Source organism: Spongiibacter tropicus DSM 19543 (assembly GCF_000420325.1).
GTDB classification, from domain to species: domain Bacteria; phylum Pseudomonadota; class Gammaproteobacteria; order Pseudomonadales; family Spongiibacteraceae; genus Spongiibacter; species Spongiibacter tropicus.
In genome coordinates this window covers 1,917,001-1,942,765 of the sequence record NZ_ATUS01000001.1, presented here as the reverse complement: position 1 = coordinate 1,942,765, position 25,765 = coordinate 1,917,001, and the positions used below count along the sequence as shown (strand labels likewise).

Genomic DNA, 25,765 nt, shown 5'->3' with positions numbered 1-25,765 from the left:
TTGCCCTGCACCAATGGCGCAATTGTGCGGTGTTTCGCCGCTCCGGCTCAAGCAATTCCTCAGCCATTTACCTTGCGCAGCGCGGCATAGAAGAAGCCATCGGGGCCGTCGACGCTGGGCAGCAGCTGTCGGCCGACCCCGCGATCCAGTCCCCAATCGGCATCAATAGTCTCTGCAAGCGCCTTCGGCTGGCGTTTCAGGAAAGCCTGAACTTGCTGTTCGTTTTCCTGCGGGAGCACGGAACAGGTGGCGTACAGCAGCAGACCACCGGGTGCCAGACACTCCCAGAGGGCGTCGAGGATGCGGGACTGAAGCTTGGCCAGCGCGGGGATATCGTCGGCGCGGCGGTGCAGGCGAATATCCGGATTGCGGCGCAGCACGCCGGTAGCACTGCACGGGGCATCCAGCAGGATGCGGTCAAAAGCCTGGCCGTCCCACCACTCGTCAGGCTTCGCGGCGTCTGCGGCAATACAGGCGGCGCGAAGACCGAGGCGTTCGAGGTTTTCTTCAATGCGGGTCAGGCGAGAGGCGTCAACGTCCAGTGCCAGCAGCGAGTCGAGTTGCGGCTCAGCTTCCAGAATGGCACCGCTTTTGCCGCCGGGTGCCGCGCAGGCGTCCAGTACGCGTTGACCGGGCTGAAGGTCGAGCAGTGTGGTGCAAAGCTGAGCGGCTTCGTCCTGAACCGATACCGCGCCGTCGTTGAAACCGGGCAGGCGATCGACCGCACAGGCTTGCGGAAGTCGCAGGCCCAGCGGGGCAAAGTCGCAGCAATTGGCACTAATATCGGCGGCGCTCAATTGTTGAAGGTAGCTGTCCCGATCAGCGTGAAGGCGGTTTACGCGGAGGCAGAATGGCGGGTGACTGTTATTGGCTGCAAGTACCGCTTCGGCCTGCTCTGGCCAAGCACGCGTAATGGCCTTATACAGCCACTCGGGATGGGCGCTGGCCGCTGCGGGGGGCAGTCCGGCAAACAGCGCCTCGCCGTCGCGCTGGCAGCGGCGCAAAATAGCGTTGCACATCCCCGCTGCCCATTTTTTTTTCAGCTTGCGACAGCCGTCCACTGCGCTGTTGATCGCGGCGTGGGGAGGAACCCGGGTATGGAAAAGCTGGTAGGCACCGATATAAATCAGCATGCGCACATCGTCGTCGCGGTGCTTCAGGCCCTTGCTGAAACAGGGCTTCAAGGCGGCGTCGAGACGCCAGAACTGGCGCAGCGTGCCGTAACACAACTCCCGGTAAAGGGGGCGTTGGTTGTCGGGCAGCGTGCGTTCTTCAATGGGGAGCTGGCGGCTCAGGGATTCGCCGTTGCGCACGGCGGCCAGGCAGCGGGCGGCGGCGACGCGGGGGCAGCTCATCGTGCGCCCAACACGGTGCCGGGCTGGAAGCGCGCGGCATGGCCGTTGAGCAGTTCGGCGGCATCCATTTGGCGGGCGTTGGGCAGTTGCAGGCTGAGCAGACGCAGGGCGCCTTCGCCACAGGCGACCACAATACCGCTTTTATCGCTGCTGAGGATTTCTCCGGGCTGGCCGCTGCCGGTTTCCGGCGTTGCCCGCCAGATGCGCAGCCGATCTTCACCGAGTTGGGTGTAGCAGACCGGAAATGGCACAAAGGCGCGAATGCGGCGGTCGAGTTCTGTCGCGCTGAGCGTCCAGTCGATATCGCCTTCGGCCTTGTCGATTTTCGCTGCGTAGTTGCTCAGACTGTCGTCCTGCACTTCGGGTTGCGCGGTGCCGCTGGCAAGCTGATCCAGTGCATCCAGCAGCGCCGGACCGCCGAGCACTGCCAGCTGATCGTGCAGGCTGGCCGAGGTGTCCTCGGGGCCGATTGGGCAGCGCACAATGTGCAGCATGTCACCGGTGTCCAGGCCCGCAGCCATCTGCATGATGGTGACGCCCGTTTCCGCATCCCCTGCCTCAATGGCGCGCTGAATTGGCGCCGCACCTCGCCAGCGCGGCAGGATGGAGGCGTGTACGTTCACGCAGCCAAGGCGGGGAAGGTCCAACACGGCCTGAGGCAGAATCAAGCCGTAGGCCACCACGACCATCAGGTCGGCGCCCAGCGCCGCCAGAGCATCGCGGTCGTCCTGCGCTTTGAAGTTAAGGGGTTGGTATACCGGCAGGCCGGCCGCTTCGGCGAGGACTTTCACCGGGCTGGGGCGTGGCTTCTTGCCGCGCCCGGCCGGGCGATCGGGTTGGGTATAGACTGCAATAACGTCATGGCGACCGTCGTCCAGCAGGGCTTTCAGGTGCTGGGCAGCGAATTCAGGAGTACCGGCAAAAACCAGCTTCAATCGGGAGTCGGGCACCAGCGGTCTCCTATACCTTCGCCTCGCGTTTGTGTTTTTTCTCCAGCTTGCCGCGAATGCGGTTGCGCTTGAGGGGCGAAATATAGTCGACAAACAGTTTGCCGAGCAGGTGGTCCTGTTCGTGCTGAATACATACGGCGAGCAGGCCCTCCGGTTCCATCTCGAAGGGCTTGCCGTCGCGGTCCAGCGCGTTTACGCGAATGTGGCGTGGACGTTGTACCGCCTCGTAAAAGCCAGGCACAGACAGGCAGCCTTCGTCGTATTGGAACAGCTCTTCATCGAGCACGGTGATCTCGGGGTTGATGAAAACCAGCGGCTCACTGCGGTCTTCACTGATATCAATGACCACGATTTGTTCGTGAACATCTACCTGACTGGCAGCGAGCCCGATACCCGGCGCTTCGTACATGGTGTCGAACATGTCGTCGATCAGCGCACGAATGCGGTCGTCTACCTCGCTTACCGGTTTTGCGACGGTGCGCAGGCGTGGGTCGGGAAATTCCAGTATCTCAAGGACAGCCATAAGTGATTGTGACCAAGTTGTCGTGTATGTTGCCTAACTATTGCTAATATAAGGATTATTCGCAAACGCCGCGCGGCGTTGCAGGCCTGACAGGCGGGGCGTTTGTGCCACGCTGATGCAGCCGCCTAGTATACCGCGAGCGCCGTGGAATTTCCTGATTCGTCGGCCATAATTGCCGATGAACTGTGTTAAGGACCGAAAGTATGAAAAATACCGTGCTGGGTTTGCTGTTAGCGGTGTTGGTCAGTGTTGCCCAGGCCGGCGATGTGTTGTCGCTGAAAGCCGGTCATCCACAGACCTATGTGGTAAAGCGCGGTGACACGCTGTGGGATATCTCGGCGATGTTCCTCGACGACCCGTGGCTCTGGCCGGAACTGTGGTACTACAACCCTCAGGTTGAGAACCCCCACCTGATTTATCCGGGCGACGTGCTCAAACTGATGTGGGTCGATGGCCGTCCGGTGCTGGTGCGCAACCCCGAGGCCGGGAATACGGTGGTCAAGCTCAGTCCGCAGATGCGGATTTCCGATATTGCCGACGCCATTCCTGCCATTCCGCTGGACGTCATTGCCCCGTTTATGACCCGCAGCCGGGTGGTCAGTAATGAGGAGCTGGAATCGGCGCCGTATGTGCTGTCGGGCAAGCGCGGCAATATCGTTGCGGGTGCCGGTGACGAAATCCTCGGTCGCGGCGATTTTTCCGGCCAGGACAATTACGGCATTTACCGCCGTGGCAAGGTCTATGTCGATCCCCGCAGCCGCGAGTTGCTCGGTGTTGAAGCCATGGATATCGGCTCCGCCCACTTGCTGCAGAGCGAAGGCGATATTGCCACCTTGGCGCTGAATCGCAGTACGCAAGAGATTCGTCGGGCCGACCGCTTCCTGCCGTTGGAGAGTCGTGAGCTGGTTGCTCGGTTTGAACCCAGTGCGCCGCAAGACCCACAGAATGGCTTCATTATTGCCGTCGAGGGTGGCCTGACCCAGATTGGCAGTATGGATGTAGTGACGCTGAATCTGGGGGATCGCAACGAGCTGCAAAGTGGCGATGTGTTGGCGATTTATACCACCGGTGTCGTGGTTCGCGATCCGGTAACGGGCGAGCGCCTGCAAACCCCCGATGTACGCGCTGGGGTGCTGATGGTGTTCCGCACATTTGAAAAAGTCAGCTATGCTCTGGTGCTCAAGGCGGAGCAAACACTCAAGGTTGGCGATAAAGTCCGCAATCCCTGATAAACGAGCGCGCTGTGGCGCGCTCAGGCTAGCCGGACCGTCATGCAAGGATGCAGACCATGGACGAAGCCGCTCTCTGCTGGCTGCAGTTGCAGCGCAGTATCAAACTCCCCAGTGCGCACTGGCGTGCGCTCATGCTGCTATTCCGCCACCCTGACGAATTGATATCCGCGAGTCGTGCAGAGCTGGAAGCGCGGCTGCCCGTTCCGCTCAATGCGCAGGCGTCACGGCTCCTGGATGATCGATTGCGTCGAGAGTTCGCACAGCGGCTTGCCAACCGTGCGCAGCGAGAGAGCCTGCGCGACGCTCTGACGTCAGCAGAGTGCTCCCTGCTGTCCTTGGGGGACCGTGAATACCCGGCTCTGCTGCGGGAAATTCACGATCCGCCGCTGCTGCTCTACCTCCGTGGCCGTCGGGAGTTGCTCAGTAAGGCTATGCTGGCGATGGTGGGAAGCCGCCGGGCCAGCCGTCGTGGCGAGCAGGATGCCCAGGCCTTTGCCCGCGCACTGGCCGACAGCGGTTTCACTATCGTCAGTGGTCTGGCGCTGGGAATTGATGCGGCAGCTCATCGTGGTGCACTGGATGCCGATGCCAGCACGGTGGCCATACTGGGCTGCGGCGTGGATGTCTGCTACCCGAGACGCAATGCCGACTTGTATGGGGCGATTGCTGATAACGGTTTACTGCTGAGTGAATACCCACCGGGGGCGGAGCCACTGCGGCACCAGTTTCCTCGCCGCAACCGCATTATCAGTGGTCTATCGCTCGGGGTGCTGGTGGTGGAGGCAACCACACGGAGCGGCTCGCTGATCACCGCAAGGCAGGCGCTGGAACAGAATCGTGAAGTCTTTGCTCTGCCCGGCTCGATCCACAGTCCGGCCAGTCGGGGCTGCAATGCGCTGATTCGCGAAGGTGCCAAACTGGTGGAGACCCTCGAGGATGTTCTCAGTGAGTTGCCGCCACAGCCCGGTGGGATGCAAGGCCGTGCGCTTGTCGACAACGAGGCATCTGGGGCCCCGCCGCCGCTGTATACCCTGCTGGATGACGCGCCCCAGAGTCTGGAACAACTCGCGCAGCGAAGTAGTCTGACGGTCGCCGCGTTATTGTCTGCGCTCAGTGAACTGGAATTGGATGGTTGGGCCGAACAGGCCCACGGCGGCTGGCAGCGCTGTCGCTGATTTGCAATGGTTGCCGCCTTTGGGTAACTTGCCCGCGTTTACTCATCTCTTGTCGCAGGTTTCCGCTTGCCATGAATGCTATCTCCCAGTTTCGCCTGCGTCGTGCGGCCGATGTGCTGCTGGCTGGCGGCGTTGTCTGCCATCCTACGGAAGCGGTGTGGGGGCTTGCCTGCCTACCCGGCGATGCGGCGGCGGTGGCCCGTATCTGCGAACTCAAGCAGCGCGATCTGGCCAAAGGGCTGCTGATTGTGGCTGACAGCGTGGCAAGGATAGCGCCGCTGCTGTCCAGCTTGCCGGAGGAGCGTCAGCAGGCATTGTTGCAGAGCTGGCCTGGCCCGGTGAGCTGGGTTATTCCTGACCGGGAGTTTGTGCCGGAATGGGTTCGTGGTCGCTTTGACAGCGTGGCTGTTCGGGTAAGTGATCACTCACTTACGGGAGCCTTGTGTCGTGCGACAGGCAGTTGCCTGGTGTCGACCTCAGCCAACCCGGCAGGCCTGGAGCCGGCCCGCAGTCAGTCGCAGGCGCAACGCTATTTTGCCACCGCGGTGGATTATTATTTGCCGGGTCGGCTGGGCGGTCGCCTGCAACCGAGCTGTATCCGCGACGCCCTCACGGGCGACATTCTTCGACCGGGTTAGGAGTCCCTATGAGTCACGTCGATATCGCCGCTGTTAAGCAGTACTTGCTGTCGTTGCAAGATCATATCTGCGCGGAGCTGGAGGTCTGCGATGGCCAGGCCCGTTTTGTGGAAGACGACTGGGGACGCGGTCGCAGCCGGGTGATGACGGATGGGGCGCTGATAGAGAAAGGTGGCGTCAATTTTTCCCATGTTCAGGGAGACACCATGCCCGCCAGTGCCACGGCACACCGTCCGGAACTGGCCGGGCGCCGGTATCAGGCAATGGGGGTATCGCTGGTAATTCATCCGCTCAATCCCTATTTGCCGACCAGCCACGCGAATGTACGCTTTTTTGTGGCGGAAAAAGACGGCGAAGAGCCGGTGTGGTGGTTCGGCGGCGGCTATGACCTGACCCCTTATTACGGTTTTGAAGAGGATTGTCGGCACTGGCATCAGACCGCGTTCGAGGCCTGTGCGCCGTTTGGTGACGAGGTGTATCCCCGTTACAAGCAGTGGTGTGATGAGTATTTCTATCTCAAGCATCGCGATGAAGCGCGCGGGGTTGGCGGCCTGTTCTTTGATGATCTGAACGAGGGCGGCTTCGAACGCAGCTTTGGATTTATGCAGGCGGTCGGCGATTCTTACTGCAAAGCCTATGTGCCGATTCTGCAGCGCCGTCGCGACATGCCCTGGGGCGAGCGTGAGCGCCAGTTCCAGCTCTACCGTCGCGGCCGTTACGTTGAGTTCAATTTGGTGTTTGACCGCGGCACGCTATTTGGTCTGCAAAGCGGCGGCCGTACCGAATCCATACTCATGTCACTGCCACCCTTGGTGCGATGGGAGTATAATTGGCAACCCGAAGACAACAGCCCTGAACAGGCTCTGTACAGGGACTTTCTGCCACCTCGGGATTGGTTAGCCTAGCCCTATGGATACAGTCGATCAGTACGCGGTGTTTGGTAACCCCATCAAACACAGCAAATCTCCGCAGATTCACGCGGCGTTTGCCGAGCAAACCGGACAGACGCTTCACTACCGCGCCCACAAGGTTGAGCTGGGTCGTTTTGCCGAAGTGGCCGCGGAATTTTTTCGCAACGGCGGTCGCGGACTCAATATTACGGTGCCCTTCAAGCTGGATGCCTTTGAGTTTGCCGACGAGCTCAGTGGTCGAGCGCGGCTTGCCGGTGCGGTGAATACCCTGGCGAGTGGTGAGGATGGCCGTATTTACGGCGACAACACCGACGGCGTGGGGATGGTCCGTGACATGAACGACAACCTCGGCTGGCAGATCAGTGGCCGCCGGGTGTTGGTACTGGGCGCTGGCGGTGCGGTACGCGGGATTCTGGGGCCGCTGCTGAAACAGCGACCAGAACGGCTGCTGGTCGTTAATCGCACGGCATCCAAGGCAGAATCGCTGGCGGAACTGTTTGCCGACATGGGCGATGTAAGCGGTGGTGGCTACGAGCTGTTGTCAGAGGGCCAGTTTGACCTGATTGTGAATGGCACCAGTGCGAGTATGAGTGGCGACTTGCCGCCACTGCCTGGCAGTATTCTCAGTAATGACTGCTGCGCCTATGACATGATGTACGGCGCCGATCCCACCCCCTTTATGCGGTGGGCGGCCTCCGAAGCCGCCTGGGCGGTGTCAGATGGCTTGGGGATGCTGGTTGAGCAGGCCGCCGAGTCTTTCTGTATTTGGCGGGGTGTTCGCCCCGATACCAAACCTGTTATCGAAATGATTCGCCAGTCGCTGTCAAACTGAGCGCGGCGCTAAAGGAAATCCATTATGTTGCTTGTTGTGGCCACGCTGATTGTCGGCCTGGTGTTGCTGGTTTGGAGTGCTGATCGCTTTGTGATGGGAGCGTCGGCAACCGCGTCGATTCTCGGTGTTTCCACCCTGGTGGTCGGCATTCTGGTGGTGGGGATTGGCACCTCCGCGCCTGAGATGTTGGTGTCGGCACTGGCAGCACTGGATGGTCAGTCGGGGCTTTCCGTCGGTAATGCCTTGGGCTCGAATATCACCAATATTGCGCTGATTCTCGGCCTGACGGCCTTGTACATTCCCCTTCGTGTGCAGAGCAAGCTGATTACCCGCGAACTGCCCTTACTGTTACTGGTGATGGTGATTGGCTACTTCCTGTTGCGCGATGGTGTGTTGGATGTGCTCGACGGAACGATTCTGTTATGCGGCTTTGTCGCGGTGATCTTGCGTCAGCTATGGGAAGCCAAACACAGCCCCGGCGATGCCATCGAAGCCGAGTTTGAAGAGGAAATCCCTCACGATATGTCACTGCCGGTGGCGTTGGGCTGGCTGCTGGTGGGCTTGCTGCTGCTAATGGGCTCGGCGCGAATGCTGGTCTGGTCGGCGGTGGAGTTGGCGCAGGCTTTTGGGGTCAGCGATCTGGTGATCGGCCTCACCGTGGTGGCAATCGGCACCAGTCTGCCGGAGTTGGCGGCATCGGTCGCGGCGGCGCGCAAAGGTGAGCACGATATTGCGATCGGCAATGTCATCGGTTCCAACCTGTTCAATCTGCTGGGGGTGATGGCATTGCCCGGCCTGCTGTCGCCAGGGGCCATTGACAGCGCGGTGGTCAGCCGGGATTACCCGCTGATGATCATGCTCACGGCGGCTTTTTATCTGGTGGCTTTCGGCCCGCGCAAGGCGCCGGAAATACGGCGCTACGAGGGCGGCCTGCTGTTGCTGGTGTATCTGGCGTATCTCGGCTATCTACTCGTCGACACCGGTGCCATCGCCGTCTAACTCGGCAATGTGCTGGTCCTTCAGGCGGCTGTAGTTGGCGGAGCTGTAGCAAAAGTAGTCAAACTCTTTCTCGCTCAGTGGGCGCACCGGCTTGGCGGGGCTGCCCACGTAGAGGTAGCCGCTTGCCAAGCGCTTGCCCGGTGGCACCAGGCTGTTGGCGCCGACCACCACATCATCCTCGAGAACTGCCCCGTCCATCACGATACAGCCCATACCGATCAGCACACGACTGCCAATCTCACAGCCATGCAGGGTGACGCTGTGAGCAACGGTGACGTCATTGCCGATGCTCAGCGGATAACCGTCGGGGTTGTAGGGGCCGGCGTGGGTGATATGCAGTACCGAGTTGTCTTGAATGCTGCAACGTTCGCCAATGCGGATGCGATGCATATCGCCTCGCACGGTGGTATTCGGCCATATCGAACTGTCCCGGCCAATATGTACATCGCCAATGACGACGGCACTGGGGTCAACAAATACACGCTCGCCAAGCTGGGGTGTCTGTCCATTAAAGCGACGAATATAGTCGTTGGCGCAATACGGCATGGTGTGGCTCCGGTTGTTAAGCATTTGCTCCATTGTAACCAGCCAAATCCCCGGCGGAAATCGGCCTGAAGGCAGCCGTCGTACCGGACTATCTGGTAAGCTGGACACCTGAATACGGCAATTTGAGAGTAGCTGAATATGTATGCCGAGCAATCACTCCCCGACTTTTCTGCACTGAATCCTGACGATTACCCCGTGCAGTGCGATGCCCTATTGAATGACAGCCGAGAGGCGGTGGCTGCGCTGCTGGAAGAAAGCGGGACGCCGAGCTGGGACAGCCTCATGGAGCCGCTGGAGGCCGTAAATGACCGCATCGGCCAGTTCTGGGCGCCACTCAGTCACCTGCACTCGGTGATCAGCGGCGAAAAATGGCGAACCGCCTACGATGAGTGCCTGCCGCTGCTTACTGCCTACAACAGTGAAATGGGACAGAATCGCCCGCTCTACGAGCGCGTTAAAGCCTTGGCCGACAGCCCTGAATTTAACGACTTGTCCCAGCCTCGCAAGCAGGCGGTACGCAATATGCTGCGGGATTTCACCCTCTCTGGTGTCGCGTTGGAGGGGGAAGCGGCACAGCGCTTTACTGCCATCCAGCATCGCTTGAGTGAGCTGTCCACACGCTTTTCCAATCATGTTCTCGATGCTACCGATGGCTGGGAAAAGTTTATCGACGATCGCGAGCAGCTTGCCGGCGTGCCGGATTCGGTGCTCGAATGTCTGGCGGCGTCAGCCAAGGCCAAAGAGAAATCCGGTTACCGCCTGAGCCTGGATATTCCCTCTTACCTGCCGGTGATGCAGTACTGCAACAACCGTGAATTGCGACGTGAACTGTACGAAGCCTATGTTACCCGTGCATCGGCCCTGTCGCCCAGCGGCACCCAGTGGGATAACGGCCCGCTGATGGTCGAGATCCTGCAGTTGCGGCAGGAGTTGGCGCAGCTACTGGGTTTTGCCAATTACGCAGAGGATTCGCTGGCCAGCAAAATGGCACCGAGTTGCGATACCGTGCTGAATTTTCTGGGTGAGCTGGCCGAGGCCAGTCGTCCGGTCGCCGAGCGCGAACTGGCGGAGTTGAAAGCCTTTGCTGCGGACCTTGGGCAGGCCGAGTTGGCGGCCTGGGATGTGCCCTACTTCAGCGAAAAACTGCGCGAGAGGCAGTACGCGGTATCCCAGGAGGAGCTGCGTTCCTACTTCCCTGCTGAGCGGGTGCTGGATGGGCTTCTCACGGTGACGGGCGAGCTCTTTGACTTGAGTTTTGCGCCGCGCGAAGCACCGCTGTGGCACGCCGATGCCCGTTGCTTTGATGTGCTGCGCGATGGCGAGGTGATCGCCCAGTTCTATCTGGATATCTACGCGCGGGCCAACAAGCGAGGCGGTGCATGGATGGCGGATTGCCGGGGGCGCCGACAGTTGGCGGACGGTCTTGTACAGCGCCCGGTCGCTTTTCTGGTATGCAATTTTACCCCGCCGACGGAATCGCGGCCTTCCCTGCTGACGCACAATGAAGTGACCACCCTGTTCCACGAGTTTGGGCATGGCCTGCATCATATGCTGACCCAGGTGGATTGCCTGTCGGTGTCGGGCATTAACGGTGTCGCCTGGGACGCTGTAGAGATGCCCAGTCAGTTTCTGGAAAACTGGTGTTGGGAGAAATCTGTGATCCCGCTGATTTCCGGTCACTATCAAACAGGAGAGCCATTACCTGAGGCCCTTCTGGACAAACTGCTGGCGGCGAAAAACTTCCAGTCGGGGATGCAGATGTTGCGTCAGATTGAGTTTGCTCTGTTTGATTTCCGCCTGCATATGCAAACTGACATTCGTGATGAGGCGCAAATTGACGAGCTCATGGCTGAGGTCCGCGACCAGGTGGCTGTATTGCTGCCGCCTGCGTTCAACCGCTTCCAGAATAGCTTTTCCCATATCTTTGCCGGCGGTTACGCGGCCGGTTATTACAGCTACAAATGGGCAGAAGTCCTGTCGGCGGATGCATTCTCACTGTTTGAGGAGCAGGGCGTCATGGACCCCGGTGCGGGGGCTCGCTTCCGTCGGGAAATTCTTGAGCAGGGCGGTGCGCGCGATGCGGAAGAACTGTTCCGCAACTTCCGCGGTCGTGAGCCCGCGAACGATGCCTTGCTGCGACACAGTGGCATTCTACCCAATCGTTCGGGAGGGACGGCGTGATGGCGACGGAATTCAGACCGCGGCGGTTTATCGCAGGAGCGGTGTGCCCCAAGTGTGCGGAAATGGATAAAACGGTCATGTACCGCGTGTCCGATGTAGAGCAGGTGCGTGAGTGTGTACGCTGCGGCTTTAAGGAATCGATCCGCGATGATGCCGATGGTGTGGCCGAACCGACGACGCGTGTGAACCAGCCCCGTCCGGGAGAAAAGCCATTGGCCCACGAAGATGAAATCGCGATCGTGTCCTTGCTGGACCCCCGTGAAAAACCGCCTCGCCGCGATCATTAATGGGAATATTGCAGGCTCTGCGCCGTGGAACGTATTTCCGCGCCACTTATCTATACTTAGAGTAACGGCGTGACGCGGTTTCGACCGCTGTGGAGGTAGCAGCATGTTGGAGTTATTGCCTATTCCCTTTCCCCACGTGGTGGGCCTGCGGGTGTCTGGCAAGGTTAATCACACAGATGTAGAGCAGTTGCGTGACAGTGTGGCGCGTAAACTTGAGAGCGAAGATCATCTGGGTATCTATATCGAGCTGGAGCATTTTCAGGGCTTCACTCTGCGTGGCTTGTTGCGCGAGATGCGCTTTGTCGCCAGCTTTTTTAAACGGATTACGCGTACGGCCCTGGTGGGGGAAGCGCGCTGGTACAGCCGCGCGGCGCAGTTGATAACGCACTGGATGCCCAATGCAGAAATTGAGCACTTTACCGATATCCAGCGTGACGAAGCGCTGCTTTGGGTGAGCGAGCGCGATGTTGGCGCGTTTTCAGGTTGATGTGATCGCTGGCGCGATCAACCGCCGGAATGGCAAGGCGCAAGGCAGTAATCAGACAGCAGTAAGGTAATGACTCCGCATGGCATCTCCCTCTCCCGCAACAGCGAATTCCTCTATCAAGGTCTGGGATGGCTTTGTCCGTATATTTCACTGGCTGCTGGTGGCCTGTGTTGCTTTTGCTTGGTGGTGCGGTGAGCAGGGCGGCGAGTGGATGGTTTGGCATATGCGTTGTGGCTATACCGTGCTGGGCCTGGTGATCTTCAGACTGGTGTGGGGCTTTGCTGGCCCCTTCTACGCGCGCTTCGCCCAGTTTGTGCGCTCCCCAACAACCGTGCTGCGCTACGGGCGAGAACTCATCAAGCGTCGTGAGCCTCACTATGTGGGGCACAACCCGGTCGGCGGCTGGGCGGTTATCTTGCTGCTGATGTTCTGTGCATTGCAGGCCGGTACCGGACTGTTCGCCAACGATGAAATTTTCAATGAAGGCCCGCTGGCCCATTGGGTGGATTACGACCTGAGCGTCGCCATTACCGAGTGGCATGAAATACTGTTCAATGGCCTTCTGGCCGTAGTGGCTGTGCATGTTCTCGGGGTGTTTTACCACCAGGTAATTCGTCGTGAAAATCTGATTTCGGCGATGCTCCACGGCAGAAAGCCGGCGGCGGACGCCGTCGACGCAGCGCCTGCCACGGCGCCAAAAGCGCGTAACGGCTTGGGGATTGTGGTGGCCGTTGTGGCAGGGCTGTTGGTGTGGGGGCTGATCAGTCTTTAAAGTTGTCGTGACAGCCTTTGCAGCTTTTCGCGACGTCCATAAACGCGGGCGCTACACTGGCTTTATCACCGCTTTTAGCGGCTTCCGCGAGGACGGCCGCGCTTTCTTGGAAAGCGGTCATGCGTTCAGTGAAATCGTCCCAGTTCTTCTCTATGGCGGGCAGTGCATCGCTGTCATCATCGCTGTAGCTGCCGGGAATGAAGCCCTCTAATGGCATGGTGCTCAAGGTGGCGACATTCGCAGCGCGGCGGCTGAAATCTTTGCCATCCCAGTCCAGTTTGCCCTTCATCATGTCGCCCATCGGACCGAAATTCCAATAGATGGCGGTAAAGATGCCCTGCCGGTAGTCGATGGCGTCTTCCGGGTCTGGAGTGGCGAGTGCCAGCGTACTGGCGCTCAGCAAGCCGGCGGTTAGGCTGAGAACGGCCATTTTCTTCATGGTGATTTCCTCTCTCTTCATTACAGGGAAATGATCCACTCTCCACTGGATAGCGGATCTAACAAATCCATTAATGCCCTACCATACTACAGCGCTGCGGCGTTGGGGTGGGTTGGAATGCCGCAGTCAGTCGCCGTTGAAGCCGCTTTTCTCCGCCTGACGCAAAACGTCGCGCCAGGTGAGAATGCCGAGTGGCTGATTCTTGTCGTTGATAACGGGGAGACCGGAAACCCGGTGTTCGTTCAATCGTTGGATCGCGGTTTGCAAATCCTCGTCTGGGCACAGGGTGACCAGTGCCCGACTCATGATTTGGTGAGCCAGCTTGTTCAGCGTGGCAAGGTCTTTCGCCGTCTCGGCGGGGGTGCCGATATTGGGGCTGATGGCAGCGAGCAGGTCGCGGTCAGAAATAATGCCCCGCACCTGCCCTGCGTCCATTACCACAAGGTGGTGAAATCCCGTCTGCTGAAACAGTTCCCTCAGCGTTGCCAGGCGGTCATCGGCGTCGACGGTGACCACCGGGGTGCTCATCAGCGCATCGACCCGCATGGTATCGCCCTATTCCTCGACGACGGCGAACTGCATGCCCGCGTGTTGTTCCAGGCGTTGCATCAGGGTAACGCCCATGCTGCTGGCTGGCGTCCAACTGCCGCCGGCACACTGTGATTCATTGACATCGCGGGCGAGGCAGAGAGCGGCTTGGGAAATCATTTTGGCGGTGGCGCCGTAACCGGGATCGCGGTCGCCAGTCACCTTGCATTGCAGTGTTTCGCCGTTGCCGGACAGTGCGTAGAAGCGCATATCGAAAAAGCCCTTTTGCTGGGCTTCAGGACTTGGACCCTCACCGGGAGCGGGTAACAGTTTTTCCAGCAACCAGCGTCCCGGTTTGATGGCGGCTCCCAGCATAAAGGCGGCGAGGCCGCCCCCGATAGCCGAGGCGCGCAGTCGTCCGGCAAGGCCGGTACCGGTCAACATGGTTTCTTCGTAGCGGAAGTGATCGCCGTAGGCTTTGCCCAGCAAATAATGGCTGCGCTGTACGACTCGGGTGTTGATGGCCGCCATGATAAAGGGCGACATCCAACGGCCGCTGATGACGTCCAGTTCGGCGAGGCCGGGGTTGCGCTGTCGGCCGTGGAAGCCGGCACCGGGACACAGCAGGTAAGGGTCTGCCATTTGCTTGCGCAGCGCGGGGTCTTCGGAGGCTTCTTTCATCACGTTGAGCAGGCTGGCGAAGGTGCCGCCGGACAGGCCGCCCTTGGCTGCCTTGACGCGCATGCGGATATCTTCGCTGGGGTGGCCGTAGCGCTCGCGGAAGTGCGTCTGGGTAAACAGCACGCCGAGATCTGAAGGGATGGAGTCGAAACCGCAGCAGTGTACCAACCGGGCGCCGCTCTGGCTGGCGGTTGTCTGATAGCGGTCGATCATGGCGCGTATCCAGTGGACTTCACCCGTGAGATCGCAGTAGTCCGTGCCGGTTTCCGCACAGACTTTGACCAGGGCCTCGCCGTACAGCGCATAGGGTCCAACGGTAGACAGCACAACCTGCGTTTTGGCGGCCATGGCGCGCAGGGAAACTTCGTCGCTGGAGTCTGCGATCAGCAATTCAGGTTTGTCGCCGCTCAGGGCGTCGCGGGTTTCCTGAAGCTTGCGTTCATTTCGGCCCGCCATTGCCCAGCGGAGCGGGGGTTCTTCTCCACGATAGCTGCTCAGGTATTCGCAGATAATCTGTCCGACAAAGCTGCTCGCTCCAAAAACAATCACCTCGTATTGCGTGTCGCTCACGTATCACTCCTCTGTGGGGGTTCAGCCCTATGCTTTTTGGGTTTGCAGCCAGTGTAGTTGTACCCGCTGCGATTGCCATGATCTGCGATGTCCGGTTTGGTCCTGGGCGCGCCAGCCCCGGTATGTCATGGCTTACTGAATGTAGTGGGGGGTGTTGCGCATGCAGGCAGAGCGATCTTCTTCATAGAGGATTTTTTCACACTCTCTGAGCCGCCATTCGCGCTCGGCATCGTACTGACCGCTGGCGCAGGCACTGAGTCCTGCGCAGCTGGCCAGTGTGAAGAGGATTACTGCATATCGCATGTGGCTCGGTTTTCCCAAAGAGCAGAAAGGATCGCGCTGCGCGTGATCAGGCCGACCAGTTTGCCGTCATCAATAACCGGATAAAGCTTGGGCTTGTTTTTGCCCATGTTCTGCGCAAGATCGACGATGTTCTGCTCAGGAGATACCGCCAGTACTTCGTTATGCATCACGTCATCAACATTGGGGGCGCCTTCACAGTGATAGCTGCTGACCAGCATGGAGTGAATACAGTCCTGCTCGGATACAAAGCCGACGACTGCGCCGCTGTCAGCTACAACGGGCAGGCCCATTACGCGGTTACGCAGCAGAATGTCTACCACTTCTCCCAGGGGCGTATGGTGTTTAACGTAAGGCGAAGGGCTGATCATGACGTCCCGAACGCGAATACTTGTACTCATGGAATGCTCCTCCTTTTGCTGTTCACTATACGCCGCTATTTCTGCAAAGTGTGAGTGCTATTCATCAGCTTATGCGGTCAAGCGGCCGTCGCGATAATCGCGCAGTGCCTGTTCGATTTCCTCGCTGCTGTTCATCACAAACGGGCCGTATTGAACGATCGGCTCCCTCAGTGGCTGCCCTGCCAGTACTAATGCCCCGCCGCCGCTTGGGGTACTGAGGCAGAGCTGATCGCCCGGCGTTAAGATGCCCGCCTGTCCTTCTGTAAGTTGGCGGTCGCCGATGTGAATCTCGCCGTCGTAGGCATAGACAAAGGCATTGTGCTGCGGGTTCAACGCGATATTCAGGGTGTTACCTGCCGCAAGCCCAATATCGAGATACAGTGGGTCGCTGCGCAGTTGCCGCCCGTCCAGGCCGTTTACATAGCCGATACTTTCCTGGCCGAAATCGGGAAGCCAGCAGCGCCCGGCAATATGCCGCAGTGAGATGCCGGCTTCGGGGGAAAGGGACGGTATCTGTGCGGCGGGAATATCATGGTAGTCGGCAGCGCAAAGCTTCTCGGCAGCAGGCAGGTTGACCCACAATTGAAAGCCACGCATCAGTCCGGACTCCTGCTGCGGCATTTCTGAGTGAATAATGCCCCGCCCTGCGGTCATCCACTGCACGTCTCCGGGGCCGAGGTCACCGCGATTGCCCATATGGTCCTCGTGCAGCATGTGGCCGGCGAGCATATAGGTGACCGTTTCAAACCCCCGGTGAGGGTGTGAGGGGAAGCCTGCGAGATAATCCTCGGGTTGGTCGGAGTAAAACTCATCCAGCATCAGAAACGGATCCAGCCTCACCCCGGCCGATTGGCCAAGGCTGCGCTTGAGCTTCACGCCGGCGCCATCGGATGTCGCAACGGCAGGAATGATCTGTGCAATATTACGGTGACTCATGGGACTGTCTCCTCCTGCGGGCGGCCATATCAGCGCAGCTGAGCCTGCATCGCTTCGCGGGCCTGCTGACGAGCCGCGCTGGCGTGTTCAGGCCCCATGTTCAGGCCTTCGGCGTAGATAAAATGGATGTTGCTGACGCCCATCAACCCGAAGATGTGGCGCACGTAGAGCGTTTGGGTGTCCAGCTCGGTCCCGACATATTGCCCGCCGCGGGCTGCCAGCACGGTCACCGGCTTATCACCCACCAGGCCTACCGGGCCGTTCTCAGTGTAGCGGAAGGTTTCCCCGGCCCGTGCCACGTGATCAATCCATGCCTTGAAGGTTGAAGGAATACCAAAGTTGTACATGGGCAGGGCAATAATCAGCTCATCGGCGTCGCGCAGCTCCTGAATCAGCGCGTCTGACTCGGCCACGACGGCGGCCTGCGCGCTGCTGCGCTCACTGGCGGGGGTGGTGAATGCGCCGAAGCGCTCACCGTCGATATGTGGCAGAGGTGCGGCATTCAAATCGCGATGCACGATAGTGAGGTCTTCACCGGCCTCTTTGCGCAGCGCGATGAACTCGTCGGCCATTTGTGAAGACTGGCTGTCGGCGCCACGCAGGCTGCTGCTGAGATAGAGAATCTGTGTGCTCATACTAGGTTCCTCCTGAGGAATCACTGTCGGTATGGCACTAGTTAACTATCTATTTATTTGGTTAAAAAGCGCATTTTTATGCTCTATATGATCTATTATTTTGATTGTTTCTGGTCGTTATCTCTATCTGTTGCTACGGCAGCCTGTCTGAGTCCGAATCGCTGGCCCACTTCTGCCACCAGAAATTCATCGCTTTTGGCGAAAATTTCGCTTGAGGGTGGGCGCCATCTTGATCAATGAGGAGGACTCGGCTTTGGTGTTCTGCCGCCTGAGGCCAAAGGGGGCGCTCTGAGCCGGTATTAGGGTTGCCGTGTTTGATGAATGCCGCCCAGTAATCGCGCAGGCGTTCGGCTGTTTTGCGGTCACCGTCACTGGTCGCTGGAGTCAGTCCGAACAGGTAATTCATATCGGCGCAATGAGCGGCCCCCGCTTGCGTTTCGCGTTTGTCTTGCGGGACATAGTCAAAATGGTAGGCCCAGGCTGGTGCCCGCTGGGAGGCAAAAGCCGGCATGCCGACGGCGGCTGAGGTGAACATGAAGTCGGTCTGTACCTGCCGCAGAAGGTCTTGCGGCGATGAGGCATTTGGGTAGATCTCCGCCACGTCTTTTAGCGTAATGCCAAACTTTTGCTTCAACACCTGCTCATCGAAGCCCATTAGCCCAAAGATGCTGGCTTCATCGCTGGTCGACCCCGAGATATACGGCACGGCAGACTGCTGTCCGCTGGCGAAGGCTTCTGCTAGCGATGTGCGCAGTAAGTGGCGATCGACAATGGCGCCGTAGTCTGGCGGGCCGGGGTCGGCATTCAGGATGGCGGTCGGGCTCAATTGTCTCAGTAACGACAATGTTTCCTCACCTTCCCCGTCGATACCGGCGCGTTGTGCAAAGGCCAGCCCTTCCTGTTCGGCTCGCGCCAGCGGGCGTGCGGCATTGAAAAGCCCGCCAGCAGAGTGGGCGGCTGCACCGGCAAACAGTCCCTGCGAGGCGGGCGATGTCATCAGTGCGTTGACGCTTGAGCCCCCGGCCGAACAACCCAGCAGGGTGATCTTGTCAGGGTCACCGCCAAAGGCGCGAATATTGCGTTTTACCCACTGCAGAGCGGCGATCTGGTCGCTGAGCCAGAAATTACCTGTGCCGTGACCAGCTTCTGCGGTCAGTGCCGGGTGAGAGAAAAAGCCCAATCGCCCCAGTCGATAGTTTGGGGATACCAGAATAACGCCGCGTTTCACGACGGGCGACAGCATGTGCTCGGCGATGTAACGGCCTGAGCCAACAAAGTAGGCGCCACCGTGGATGGAGAACAACACGGGAAGGTCCTGCCCTTCATGCTCTGGGACAACAATATTCAGCGTCAGGCAGTCTTCGCTCTGTCGCGCCGGGGCTTTCCCTCTTCGCGGGGGTTGAATGCAGTCGGGGCCGAACTCGCGGCCATCGTGAATGCCTTCCCAGGGCTGTGCGGCTTGGGTTTCCTGCCAGCGCCGGGTGCCGACTGGGGGCGCCGCGTAGGGAATACCGAGATAAGCCGCACCTTGCTCGAGCGCCCGGCCTCTGACTTTTCCTAGGTCCGTGGCGACGATCGGATCTGAACTCTGGGCTATGGTGGCTGAGCTAATAGCCAGCACGACAGCGGCTATGCTGGCTCGAAATATCGGCATGATATGGCACCCTGTTATTGTCTTATTCAATCGCTACATCCTGAATAATATTAACCATGTGTGCAAGTTTGATCTTGCGAGCAAAGCCAAAAGATGCGTAATGCCAGCTTGCTAATATTGATTTTCTCGTTCAAAGCGCGCAGTTTTTGCCTATCTCATATCAAATAAGTTGATTAATTATGCGTGGACCGCGAACCAGCCTCGATCAGTGGCACTGCTTTATGGCCGTCGTGGACGAAGGCAGTTATGCCCGTGCTGCGGAAGCCCTGCACAAGAGTCAGTCGGCGGTGACCTATGCGATTCAGAAGCTGGAAGAGCAGTTGGATGTCGCTTTGTTCGAAATTCGCGGCAGAAAGGCGGAGCTGACGGAAGCTGGGCAAATTCTGTATCGGCGCGGGCGTGCGCTGCTGGACGAGGCGGTACGGGTGGAAACCTCGGCCAAAGCTGTGTCGGCGGGCTGGGAGCCGCAGTTGCGGATCGTCAGTGATACGTTGTTTCCACAGAGTGCGATGCTGGACTGCCTGGCTGTGCTGGCTGAGGAATGTCCGGAGACTCGGCTTGAAAGCATTGAAACCGTGTTAAGTGGTGCGGAAGAAGCGCTGCTTGAGCAACGCTGTGATATTGCGATCACCGGTATCGTGCCGCCAGGGTTTCTTGGTGATCCCCTGCTGCGGGTGCGCTTTCTGGCGGTTGCCCACCGAGACCACCCTCTTCACCAAATGGAGCGAGAGCTGAGTTACCGTGACCTGCGCCCTCACCGCCAGGTCGTTGTGCGCGATTCGGCTGTGCGTCGCCGCCGGGACTCTGGCTGGCTGGATGCTGCGCAGCGTCTCACGGTTAGCCGCATGGATATGTCGCTCAAGGCGGTTTGCCGCGGTTTGGGCTTTGCATGGCTGCCAGAAGTGGTCATGCATGAGCAGCTGGCCAGTGGTGAGTTGCAGGTATTGCCGTTGCGAGAGGGCCGCGAACGCTTTGCTGATTTGTTTATCGTGCTTCCTGATCGCGAACTGGCAGGGCCGGTGACCCGCCGGGCAGAGGCATTACTGAAAGCGGCAGTTGGTCGCCTGGACTGCGGCTTAGAGGCATAAAAAAGGAGGCCCGAAGGCCTCAAATAAAGTTAAGACACTGGGTGGAGCAAAAACTTAGTCGAGCGCGGCAACGCGCTGGTTGTACTGGCGAGCTAGGCCGTTGTACTGCTGGGCGTAGCTTTCCAAGCGTCCGACGGCGTAGTTGTACACAAAAGCATCCGGAGCCTGACAAGACTCCAGGCGTTTGCTGGCCGTTTCAATGTATTCATTCACACGTTCGCGCAGAGCGGCGACTTCTTCGATGCTGCTTTCCGAAAAAGCGGGCAGTGCGGGTGCGCCCATAATGGCAGCCATCGCGCAGGCGGCATGTGCGCTGCTGGCCGAGACATACATCACCAGGGCGATCGCGCCCATCGATAAACGTTTCATGGTCTTGCCTCGTTACTGATGTGGAAGGGTGTGTAGTTGTATGCTACCAAAATACACACTAAATGCACGAAGTGTTACGACTTAAATGTCGGATTCGATGAAAAATTACACAAATTTAAAGATTGTGCGGGGAAAATCCGGGTTTTCGGTGGGTTTTGGTGGGCGGAGAAGTGTTACCGGAGGATGTTTTGCCAGCGTGACGGGGAAAATATCCACACAAAACATAGGGCAAGTGTTACCCCTCGGGCGATATTCAGGCAGGTAAAGGCGAACCATAAGCCGTGATTACCCCAGCTCTGGCTGGTGTACCAGATAGGCAAATAGAGCCCGAAGACACTGACAAGCATGCAATATTGCAGTGCCTTGGTGCGTAGCGCGCCAATGAAAATGCCGTCGTAGCAATAGCAGGCTGCGCTTGCTAGTGGGAGGATAATCAGCCAGTTGTAGTATTCGCTGGCTGCGCTGCGGACATCGGGAAGGTCAGTCATGGTGTCGAGCAGAGGTGTTTCGGCTACGAGTAAAAGCAGGCTGGCGGCAATCGCCGAATACAGTGCCCAGCGCCCGCAGCAGCGGCATACTGCTATGAAGCGCTGCCGATCGCTATCGGCAAAGGCTCTGCCAGCCAGTGCTTCGGCGGCATGTGCGAAGCCGTCCATGCCATAAGCGGCGGCCATGACCAATTGCATCAAAATGGCGTTCGCTGCCAGTGTGGTTGCGCCCTGCGATGCCCCTTGTGCCGTGAAAAAGCTGAGGCTGAAAAGCAGCGAGGCGGTACGCACAAAAATCTCGAAGTTGTTTTTTGCGAACCGGCGTATCGTGGGTCCTTGCTGAAGGCTTTGTTTGAGCCCTCTGCGAATCGCTTGGCTGAGCGGCTTGCGGGTGGCCCAGAGGCCAAGAATCAGTGCCAGGTACTCGCTGATTGTGCTGGCGATGGCTGCGCCAGTGCTGTTCATCTCCAGTCCGATAATAAACAGCAAGTCCAGCAGGATGTTGGCGCAGTTGCCGCATACGGCGATCAGCAGAGGCCATCGCGCTTGGCGTTGTCCCAGCAGCCAGCCCGTGATCGCGTAGCTGCAAAGCACCGCCGGAGCGCCGTAAAGGCGCCAATAAAGGTAGTCGCTGGCTATCGGTTGCAGGGAGTCACTGGCATTCATCAGTGAAAGGCCGACGCTTCGCAATGCTGGGCCTGCCAGGAAAATCAGGCAGCCCAGCAGTATTCCGGCTCCCAGTGCTTTTACCAACAGGGCGCTGCTGTCTTCGTGATGGCTTTGGGCGCTCGCGCCGGTGGTACCCATACGCAAGAAGCCAAATGCCCAATAACACAGGGATAGCAGGCTGCTGCCGATGGCGACTGCGCTCAGGTAGCGACTGTCTGGCAAGTGGCCCAGGATGGCGGTATCAACCAGACCAAACAGCGGAATCGACAAATTGGCCAGAATCATCGGCCAGGACAGCGACCAGGCTTCGGCGTTGAGGCTTTTGGTTTGCGACGACATGGCTGATTTCCCGTTGAGCGCGCAGTGTACGGGGTGTGTGAGGGTTTTGCACAAGACCGGTGCAAATTTGACCAACTTTTTTGGCGTTGCCAAACTGGCGAAAATTCGCAATATATAGTGGTTCTGAAGGCTATGTGGGCGCCTAATTTGTGTTGAGTGCATTCAGGGGTGTTTCGGCTTTAATGCTGTGCACTCGGATTTGCGCCGCTTCGGAGTAGCCTTGCTGCTTTCTTCAGGTTTATAATTGCGGCGTTTTGTCGCACCCAAAGCTGACTCAGCGCGGGTTTATACACAATTATAAAGAAAGATGAGGGGACTTCCGTTCTTCACTGAGCGGTGCCGCTGCTCGTCTTTTTTTGGTAACCCTCCTTAAATCGCGAAGGCGTTCCAAAGAGTGGAAACCGCTGTGTATTGCCAGCCGTAGGTAAGCAGAGGGGTTTTTATAACTTATACGGAGACACGGGAGATGTATCTACAAGCGAAACGGCTGTATAAGCTGGCGCTTAGTCCTGTGCTGATGCTGCTTAGCCTGTTTAGTACTGGCGCGTGGGCGAATGATGGTAGCCCCCAGCGTTGGCAAACCAATATGACGCCAGGCGTCACTGAAGTTGGCGCCAAGATCTATGACCTGCATATGCTGGTACTTTGGATCTGCGTTGCCGTCGGTGTCATTGTTTTTGCCGTGATGTTCTACTCGGTATTTGCGTACCGCCGCGATCGTCACCAGGAGCCGGCGACTTTCCACGAAAATACCAAACTGGAAATCGCGTGGACGGTTGTGCCTTTCCTGCTGTTGATCCTCATGGCAGTGCCGGCCACCAACACGTTGATCGAGATCTACGACACTGACGACGCTGAGCTGGACATTCTGATTACCGGCTACCAGTGGAAGTGGAAGTACGAGTACATCAACCCCGAAGGCGACAATGTCAGTTTCTTCTCCTCGCTGCTGACGGACAAAGCTGAGATCGGCAATACCGAAGACAAAGGGTCCAACTACCTGCTGGAAGTTGATGAGCCCCTGGTTCTGCCGGTTGGCAAAAAAGTACGTTTCCTCGTCACTGCAAACGACGTGCTCCACGCTTGGTGGGTTCCCGCCCTGGCAGTTAAGCGCGATGCGATTCCCGGCTTTATTAACGAAGCGTGGACAAATGCCACCGAAACCGGCGTGTATCGCGGCCAGTGTGCAGAGCTTTGTGGTCGTGACCACGGCTTCATGCCCATTGTTGTCAACGTTGTTGAAGAAGCCGACTACAAGACGTGGATGGCTGATAAGCAGGCCGAAGCAGCAGAAATCAAAAAGCTGATGGAACAGACCTTCAGCATGGATGAGCTGGTTGAGCGCGGCAAAACCGTTTACAACCGTTCTTGTGTTGCTTGTCACGGCGCTAACGGTGAAGGTGGCGTGGGTAAACCTATTGCCAACAGCCCGATTGCGACCGGCGAAGTTGCCCAGCAGATCAATGTGTTGGTTAACGGCGTACCAGGCACTGCCATGCAGGCCTTTGGTGGTCAGCTGAACGATGTCGATCTCGCGGCAGTAGTGACTTACACCCGTAATGCCTTTGGCAACAACATGGGTGACAAAGTACAGCCGATCGATGTTTACAACTTCAAGAAAGGTCAGTAGGAGGATTCAACATGGGTGCTCACGGACCTGCTAAAGGTTTCACCCGGTGGTTAACCACCACCAACCACAAAGACATCGGCTCGATGTATCTGTGGTTCAGCTTCGCGATGTTCCTGTTGGGCGGCTCGTTCGCCATGGTTATTCGCGCTGAGCTATTCCAACCCGGTCTGCAAATTGTAGAGCCGGAATTCTTTAACCAGATGACCACCATGCACGGTCTGGTCATGGTTTTCGGCGCCATCATGCCGGCCTTTGTTGGCCTGGCGAACTGGATGATTCCGATGATGATTGGTGCGCCCGATATGGCGCTGCCGCGGATGAACAACTGGTCGTTCTGGATTCTTCCTCCGACCTTTCTGATGCTGGCATCTACCCTGTTCATGGAAGGGGGCGGTCCTAACTTCGGTTGGACGTTCTACGCGCCGCTGTCGACGACCTATGCGCCGCCGAGCGTAACCTTCTTTATCTTCGCGGTTCACGCGATGGGTATTTCGTCGATCATGGGCTCCATCAACATCATCGCAACCGTTGTAAACATGCGCGCTCCGGGCATGACTTACATGAAGATGCCGATGTTTGTATGGACCTGGCTGATCACGGCTTTCCTGCTGGTTGCGGTTATGCCCGTACTGGCTGGCGCGGTGACCATGATGCTGATGGATATCCACTTCGGTACCAGCTTCTTTAACGCAGCAGGTGGCGGCGACCCGGTTCTGTTCCAGCACGTGTTCTGGTTCTTTGGTCACCCCGAGGTATACATCATCATTCTGCCGGCCTTCGGTGTTGTGTCCGAGATCATTCCGACCTTCTCCCGCAAGCCGCTGTTTGGTTACGCCTCTATGGTTTACGCTACAGCGTCGATCGCTTTCCTGTCGTTCATCGTGTGGGTTCACCACATGTATACGGTGGGTCTGCCGATTGCCGGTGAGCTGTTCTTCATGTACGCGACCATGCTGATCGCCGTTCCGACAGCCGCGAAGGTGTTTAACTGGATTACCACCATGTTCAAGGGCTCTATTACCCTTGAAACGCCGATGCTGTTTGCGATCGCCAAGGTATTCCTGTTCACCATCGGTGGTTTCTCTGGCCTGATGCTGGCAATGGCGCCCGCGGACTTCCAGTACCACGACAGCTACTTTGTTGTTGCTCACTTCCACTACACCATGGTGGCGGGTGCGATCTTTGCGCTGTCTGCAGCGGTATACTACTGGCTGCCCAAGTGGACTGGCCGTATGTACAACGAGACCATGGGTAAAACCCATTTCTGGATTTCGTTCATCGGTTTCAACCTGACCTTCTTCCCGCAGCACTTTGTGGGTCTGGCAGGCATGCCGCGCCGTATTCCTGACTACAACCTGATGTTCGCAGATTTCAACATGATCTCGTCCATCGGTGCGTTCATCTACGGCTCCAGCCAGCTGCTGTTCTTGTTCAACGTGGTTCGTACTATTACCCACGGCAAGCCAGTATCTGATGCGAAAGTATGGGATGGTGCTACCACCCTTGAGTGGACGGTGCCCAGCCCCGCGCCTTACCATACTTTCAGCACGCCGCCGGAAGTTAAGTAAGAGAGGTCAGTCATGGCAAACACAACGCAGAACAACATCATTAAAACCAGCGGTAAGCTGATGGTCTTGGTGGTTGCAATGTTTGCGTTTGCCATGTGGGTGATGCCCCCCTTGTACGACGCCTTGTGCGAAGTGCTGGGCATCAATGGCAAGACCGGCGGCCGCTATGAAGTCGTCGAGAGCAATATCGATACTGAGCGTACAGTGAAGGTGCAGTTCGTTGCTCAAAACAACGAGCAGATGCCCTGGGAGTTTGGCCCGAATATCAGCCAGGTTGTTGTTCACCCCGGTGAGGCGACAACGGTGACGTTCCATGCCAAGAATACGCAGGACAAATTTATGGTGTCCCAGTCTATTCCCAGCATCGTGCCATCACGCGCGGCGGAGTACTTCCATAAAACGGAGTGCTTCTGCTTTAACCAGCAGCCGCTGGAGGCTGGTGAAAAAGCCGACATGCCGCTGCGCTTTATTGTCGATCGCGATTTGCCTAAAGATGTTCACGTCATCACCCTGTCCTACACTATTTTTGACGTAACCGAGATGGCCGCAGAGCAGAACTCTGTTGCGGCATCACAATAGGAA

28 protein-coding genes are annotated in these 25,765 nt (G+C 58.1%); 14 read left to right on the top strand and 14 right to left on the bottom strand.

Annotated features, from left to right (window positions below):
- Window positions 1-59: 59 nt before the first annotated feature.
- Genes rsmB through def form a run of 3 tightly spaced genes read right to left on the bottom strand, consistent with a single transcriptional unit; the run spans window position 60 to window position 2,828 of the window.
- Complete coding sequence (gene rsmB, locus G411_RS0109130; protein ID WP_022958891.1) at window positions 60-1,355, bottom strand: 16S rRNA (cytosine(967)-C(5))-methyltransferase RsmB; 1,296 nt, start codon at window positions 1,353-1,355, stop codon at window positions 60-62.
- Entirely contained in the window at window positions 1,352-2,305 is a 954-nt protein-coding gene (gene fmt / locus G411_RS0109125) for a methionyl-tRNA formyltransferase (protein WP_022958890.1), read from the bottom strand. The genes rsmB and fmt overlap by 4 nt, the downstream gene beginning before the upstream one ends.
- 10 nt (window positions 2,306-2,315) lie before the next feature.
- Entirely contained in the window at window positions 2,316-2,828 is a 513-nt protein-coding gene (gene def / locus G411_RS0109120; protein ID WP_022958889.1) for a peptide deformylase, read from the bottom strand.
- 203 nt (window positions 2,829-3,031) lie between these two features.
- Between def and G411_RS0109115 the strand changes: the two genes are divergently transcribed.
- From G411_RS0109115 to G411_RS0109090, 6 genes are all read left to right on the top strand, one after another.
- Window positions 3,032-4,057, top strand: coding sequence for a LysM peptidoglycan-binding domain-containing protein (locus G411_RS0109115; protein ID WP_022958888.1), 1,026 nt, complete (start codon window positions 3,032-3,034; stop codon window positions 4,055-4,057).
- Window positions 4,058-4,116: 59 nt separating this feature from the next.
- Window positions 4,117-5,235, top strand: coding sequence for a DNA-processing protein DprA (gene dprA, locus G411_RS0109110; RefSeq protein WP_022958887.1), 1,119 nt, complete (start codon window positions 4,117-4,119; stop codon window positions 5,233-5,235).
- A 71-nt stretch (window positions 5,236-5,306) separates the two neighbouring features.
- Window positions 5,307-5,873, top strand: coding sequence for an L-threonylcarbamoyladenylate synthase type 1 TsaC (tsaC, locus tag G411_RS0109105; protein WP_022958886.1), 567 nt, complete (start codon window positions 5,307-5,309; stop codon window positions 5,871-5,873).
- Window positions 5,874-5,881: 8 nt separating this feature from the next.
- Window positions 5,882-6,778 (top strand): oxygen-dependent coproporphyrinogen oxidase, encoded by an 897-nt coding sequence (hemF, locus tag G411_RS0109100; protein ID WP_022958885.1) that lies wholly within the window; start codon window positions 5,882-5,884, stop codon window positions 6,776-6,778.
- 4 nt (window positions 6,779-6,782) lie between these two features.
- Window positions 6,783-7,616, top strand: coding sequence for a shikimate dehydrogenase (aroE, locus tag G411_RS0109095; RefSeq protein WP_022958884.1), 834 nt, complete (start codon window positions 6,783-6,785; stop codon window positions 7,614-7,616).
- Between the two features lie 24 nt (window positions 7,617-7,640).
- Complete coding sequence (locus tag G411_RS0109090; RefSeq protein WP_022958883.1) at window positions 7,641-8,615, top strand: calcium/sodium antiporter; 975 nt, start codon at window positions 7,641-7,643, stop codon at window positions 8,613-8,615.
- On the opposite strand, the gene G411_RS0109085 is transcribed toward G411_RS0109090, so the two are convergent.
- Window positions 8,583-9,161 carry a gamma carbonic anhydrase family protein gene (locus tag G411_RS0109085; RefSeq protein WP_022958882.1) on the bottom strand — a complete coding sequence of 193 codons (579 nt, stop codon included), beginning with the start codon at window positions 9,159-9,161 and terminating at the stop codon, window positions 8,583-8,585. The two genes, G411_RS0109090 and G411_RS0109085, sit on opposite strands and share 33 nt — an antisense overlap.
- Window positions 9,162-9,299: 138 nt before the next feature.
- On the opposite strand from G411_RS0109085, the gene G411_RS0109080 reads away from it, so the two are divergent.
- The 4 genes from G411_RS0109080 to G411_RS0109065 all read left to right on the top strand — a co-directional run bounded on the left by G411_RS0109080 (window position 9,300) and on the right by G411_RS0109065 (window position 12,888).
- Entirely contained in the window at window positions 9,300-11,342 is a 2,043-nt protein-coding gene (locus G411_RS0109080; RefSeq protein ID WP_022958881.1) for a M3 family metallopeptidase, read from the top strand.
- Entirely contained in the window at window positions 11,342-11,629 is a 288-nt protein-coding gene (locus tag G411_RS0109075) for a YheV family putative zinc ribbon protein (RefSeq protein ID WP_022958880.1), read from the top strand. Before G411_RS0109080 ends, G411_RS0109075 begins: the two co-directional genes overlap by 1 nt.
- 103 nt (window positions 11,630-11,732) lie before the next feature.
- Window positions 11,733-12,116: a SpoIIAA family protein gene (locus G411_RS0109070; RefSeq protein ID WP_022958879.1), complete on the top strand. Its 384-nt coding sequence runs from the start codon at window positions 11,733-11,735 to the stop codon at window positions 12,114-12,116.
- A 79-nt stretch (window positions 12,117-12,195) separates the two neighbouring features.
- The gene (locus G411_RS0109065; RefSeq protein ID WP_022958878.1) at window positions 12,196-12,888 is read left to right on the top strand and encodes a cytochrome b/b6 domain-containing protein; all 693 of its coding nucleotides are present in this window, start codon (window positions 12,196-12,198) and stop codon (window positions 12,886-12,888) included.
- On the opposite strand, the gene G411_RS0109060 is transcribed toward G411_RS0109065, so the two are convergent.
- The 8 genes from G411_RS0109060 to G411_RS0109025 all read right to left on the bottom strand — a co-directional run bounded on the left by G411_RS0109060 (window position 12,878) and on the right by G411_RS0109025 (window position 19,032).
- Complete coding sequence (locus G411_RS0109060) at window positions 12,878-13,327, bottom strand: c-type cytochrome (protein WP_022958877.1); 450 nt, start codon at window positions 13,325-13,327, stop codon at window positions 12,878-12,880. The two genes, G411_RS0109065 and G411_RS0109060, sit on opposite strands and share 11 nt — an antisense overlap.
- 126 nt (window positions 13,328-13,453) lie before the next feature.
- Window positions 13,454-13,873, bottom strand: coding sequence for a CBS domain-containing protein (locus G411_RS0109055; RefSeq protein ID WP_022958876.1), 420 nt, complete (start codon window positions 13,871-13,873; stop codon window positions 13,454-13,456).
- A 9-nt stretch (window positions 13,874-13,882) separates the two neighbouring features.
- Window positions 13,883-15,106 carry a saccharopine dehydrogenase family protein gene (locus G411_RS0109050; RefSeq protein ID WP_022958875.1) on the bottom strand — a complete coding sequence of 408 codons (1,224 nt, stop codon included), beginning with the start codon at window positions 15,104-15,106 and terminating at the stop codon, window positions 13,883-13,885.
- A 132-nt stretch (window positions 15,107-15,238) separates the two neighbouring features.
- On the bottom strand, window positions 15,239-15,409 hold the full coding sequence (locus G411_RS22105) for a hypothetical protein (RefSeq protein ID WP_022958874.1): 171 nt from the start codon (window positions 15,407-15,409) through the stop codon (window positions 15,239-15,241).
- On the bottom strand, window positions 15,394-15,807 hold the full coding sequence (locus G411_RS0109040) for a CBS domain-containing protein (protein ID WP_022958873.1): 414 nt from the start codon (window positions 15,805-15,807) through the stop codon (window positions 15,394-15,396). Before G411_RS0109040 ends, G411_RS22105 begins: the two co-directional genes overlap by 16 nt.
- Window positions 15,808-15,876: 69 nt before the next feature.
- On the bottom strand, window positions 15,877-16,743 hold the full coding sequence (locus tag G411_RS0109035; RefSeq protein WP_022958872.1) for a pirin family protein: 867 nt from the start codon (window positions 16,741-16,743) through the stop codon (window positions 15,877-15,879).
- Window positions 16,744-16,772: 29 nt separating this feature from the next.
- Window positions 16,773-17,378: an FMN-dependent NADH-azoreductase gene (locus G411_RS0109030; RefSeq protein WP_022958871.1), complete on the bottom strand. Its 606-nt coding sequence runs from the start codon at window positions 17,376-17,378 to the stop codon at window positions 16,773-16,775.
- Window positions 17,379-17,511: 133 nt separating this feature from the next.
- The gene (locus tag G411_RS0109025; RefSeq protein WP_022958870.1) at window positions 17,512-19,032 is read right to left on the bottom strand and encodes a carboxylesterase/lipase family protein; all 1,521 of its coding nucleotides are present in this window, start codon (window positions 19,030-19,032) and stop codon (window positions 17,512-17,514) included.
- A 179-nt stretch (window positions 19,033-19,211) separates the two neighbouring features.
- On the opposite strand from G411_RS0109025, the gene G411_RS19935 reads away from it, so the two are divergent.
- Entirely contained in the window at window positions 19,212-20,120 is a 909-nt protein-coding gene (locus G411_RS19935; protein ID WP_022958869.1) for a LysR family transcriptional regulator, read from the top strand.
- 54 nt (window positions 20,121-20,174) lie between these two features.
- Here G411_RS19935 and G411_RS0109015 read toward each other — a convergent pair whose 3' ends face one another.
- On the bottom strand, window positions 20,175-20,489 hold the full coding sequence (locus tag G411_RS0109015; protein WP_022958868.1) for a hypothetical protein: 315 nt from the start codon (window positions 20,487-20,489) through the stop codon (window positions 20,175-20,177).
- A 173-nt stretch (window positions 20,490-20,662) separates the two neighbouring features.
- Entirely contained in the window at window positions 20,663-21,985 is a 1,323-nt protein-coding gene (locus tag G411_RS0109010) for an MATE family efflux transporter (RefSeq protein ID WP_022958867.1), read from the bottom strand.
- Window positions 21,986-22,451: 466 nt separating this feature from the next.
- Between G411_RS0109010 and coxB the strand changes: the two genes are divergently transcribed.
- The 3 genes from coxB to G411_RS0108995 are packed head-to-tail and all read left to right on the top strand — an operon-like array spanning window position 22,452 to window position 25,762.
- Window positions 22,452-23,615: a cytochrome c oxidase subunit II gene (coxB, locus tag G411_RS0109005; RefSeq protein ID WP_022958866.1), complete on the top strand. Its 1,164-nt coding sequence runs from the start codon at window positions 22,452-22,454 to the stop codon at window positions 23,613-23,615.
- Between the two features lie 11 nt (window positions 23,616-23,626).
- Complete coding sequence (gene ctaD, locus G411_RS0109000) at window positions 23,627-25,183, top strand: cytochrome c oxidase subunit I (RefSeq protein WP_022958865.1); 1,557 nt, start codon at window positions 23,627-23,629, stop codon at window positions 25,181-25,183.
- A gap of 12 nt (window positions 25,184-25,195) precedes the next feature.
- Window positions 25,196-25,762, top strand: coding sequence for a cytochrome c oxidase assembly protein (locus G411_RS0108995; RefSeq protein WP_022958864.1), 567 nt, complete (start codon window positions 25,196-25,198; stop codon window positions 25,760-25,762).
- The last annotated feature ends 3 nt before the right edge of the window (window positions 25,763-25,765 follow it).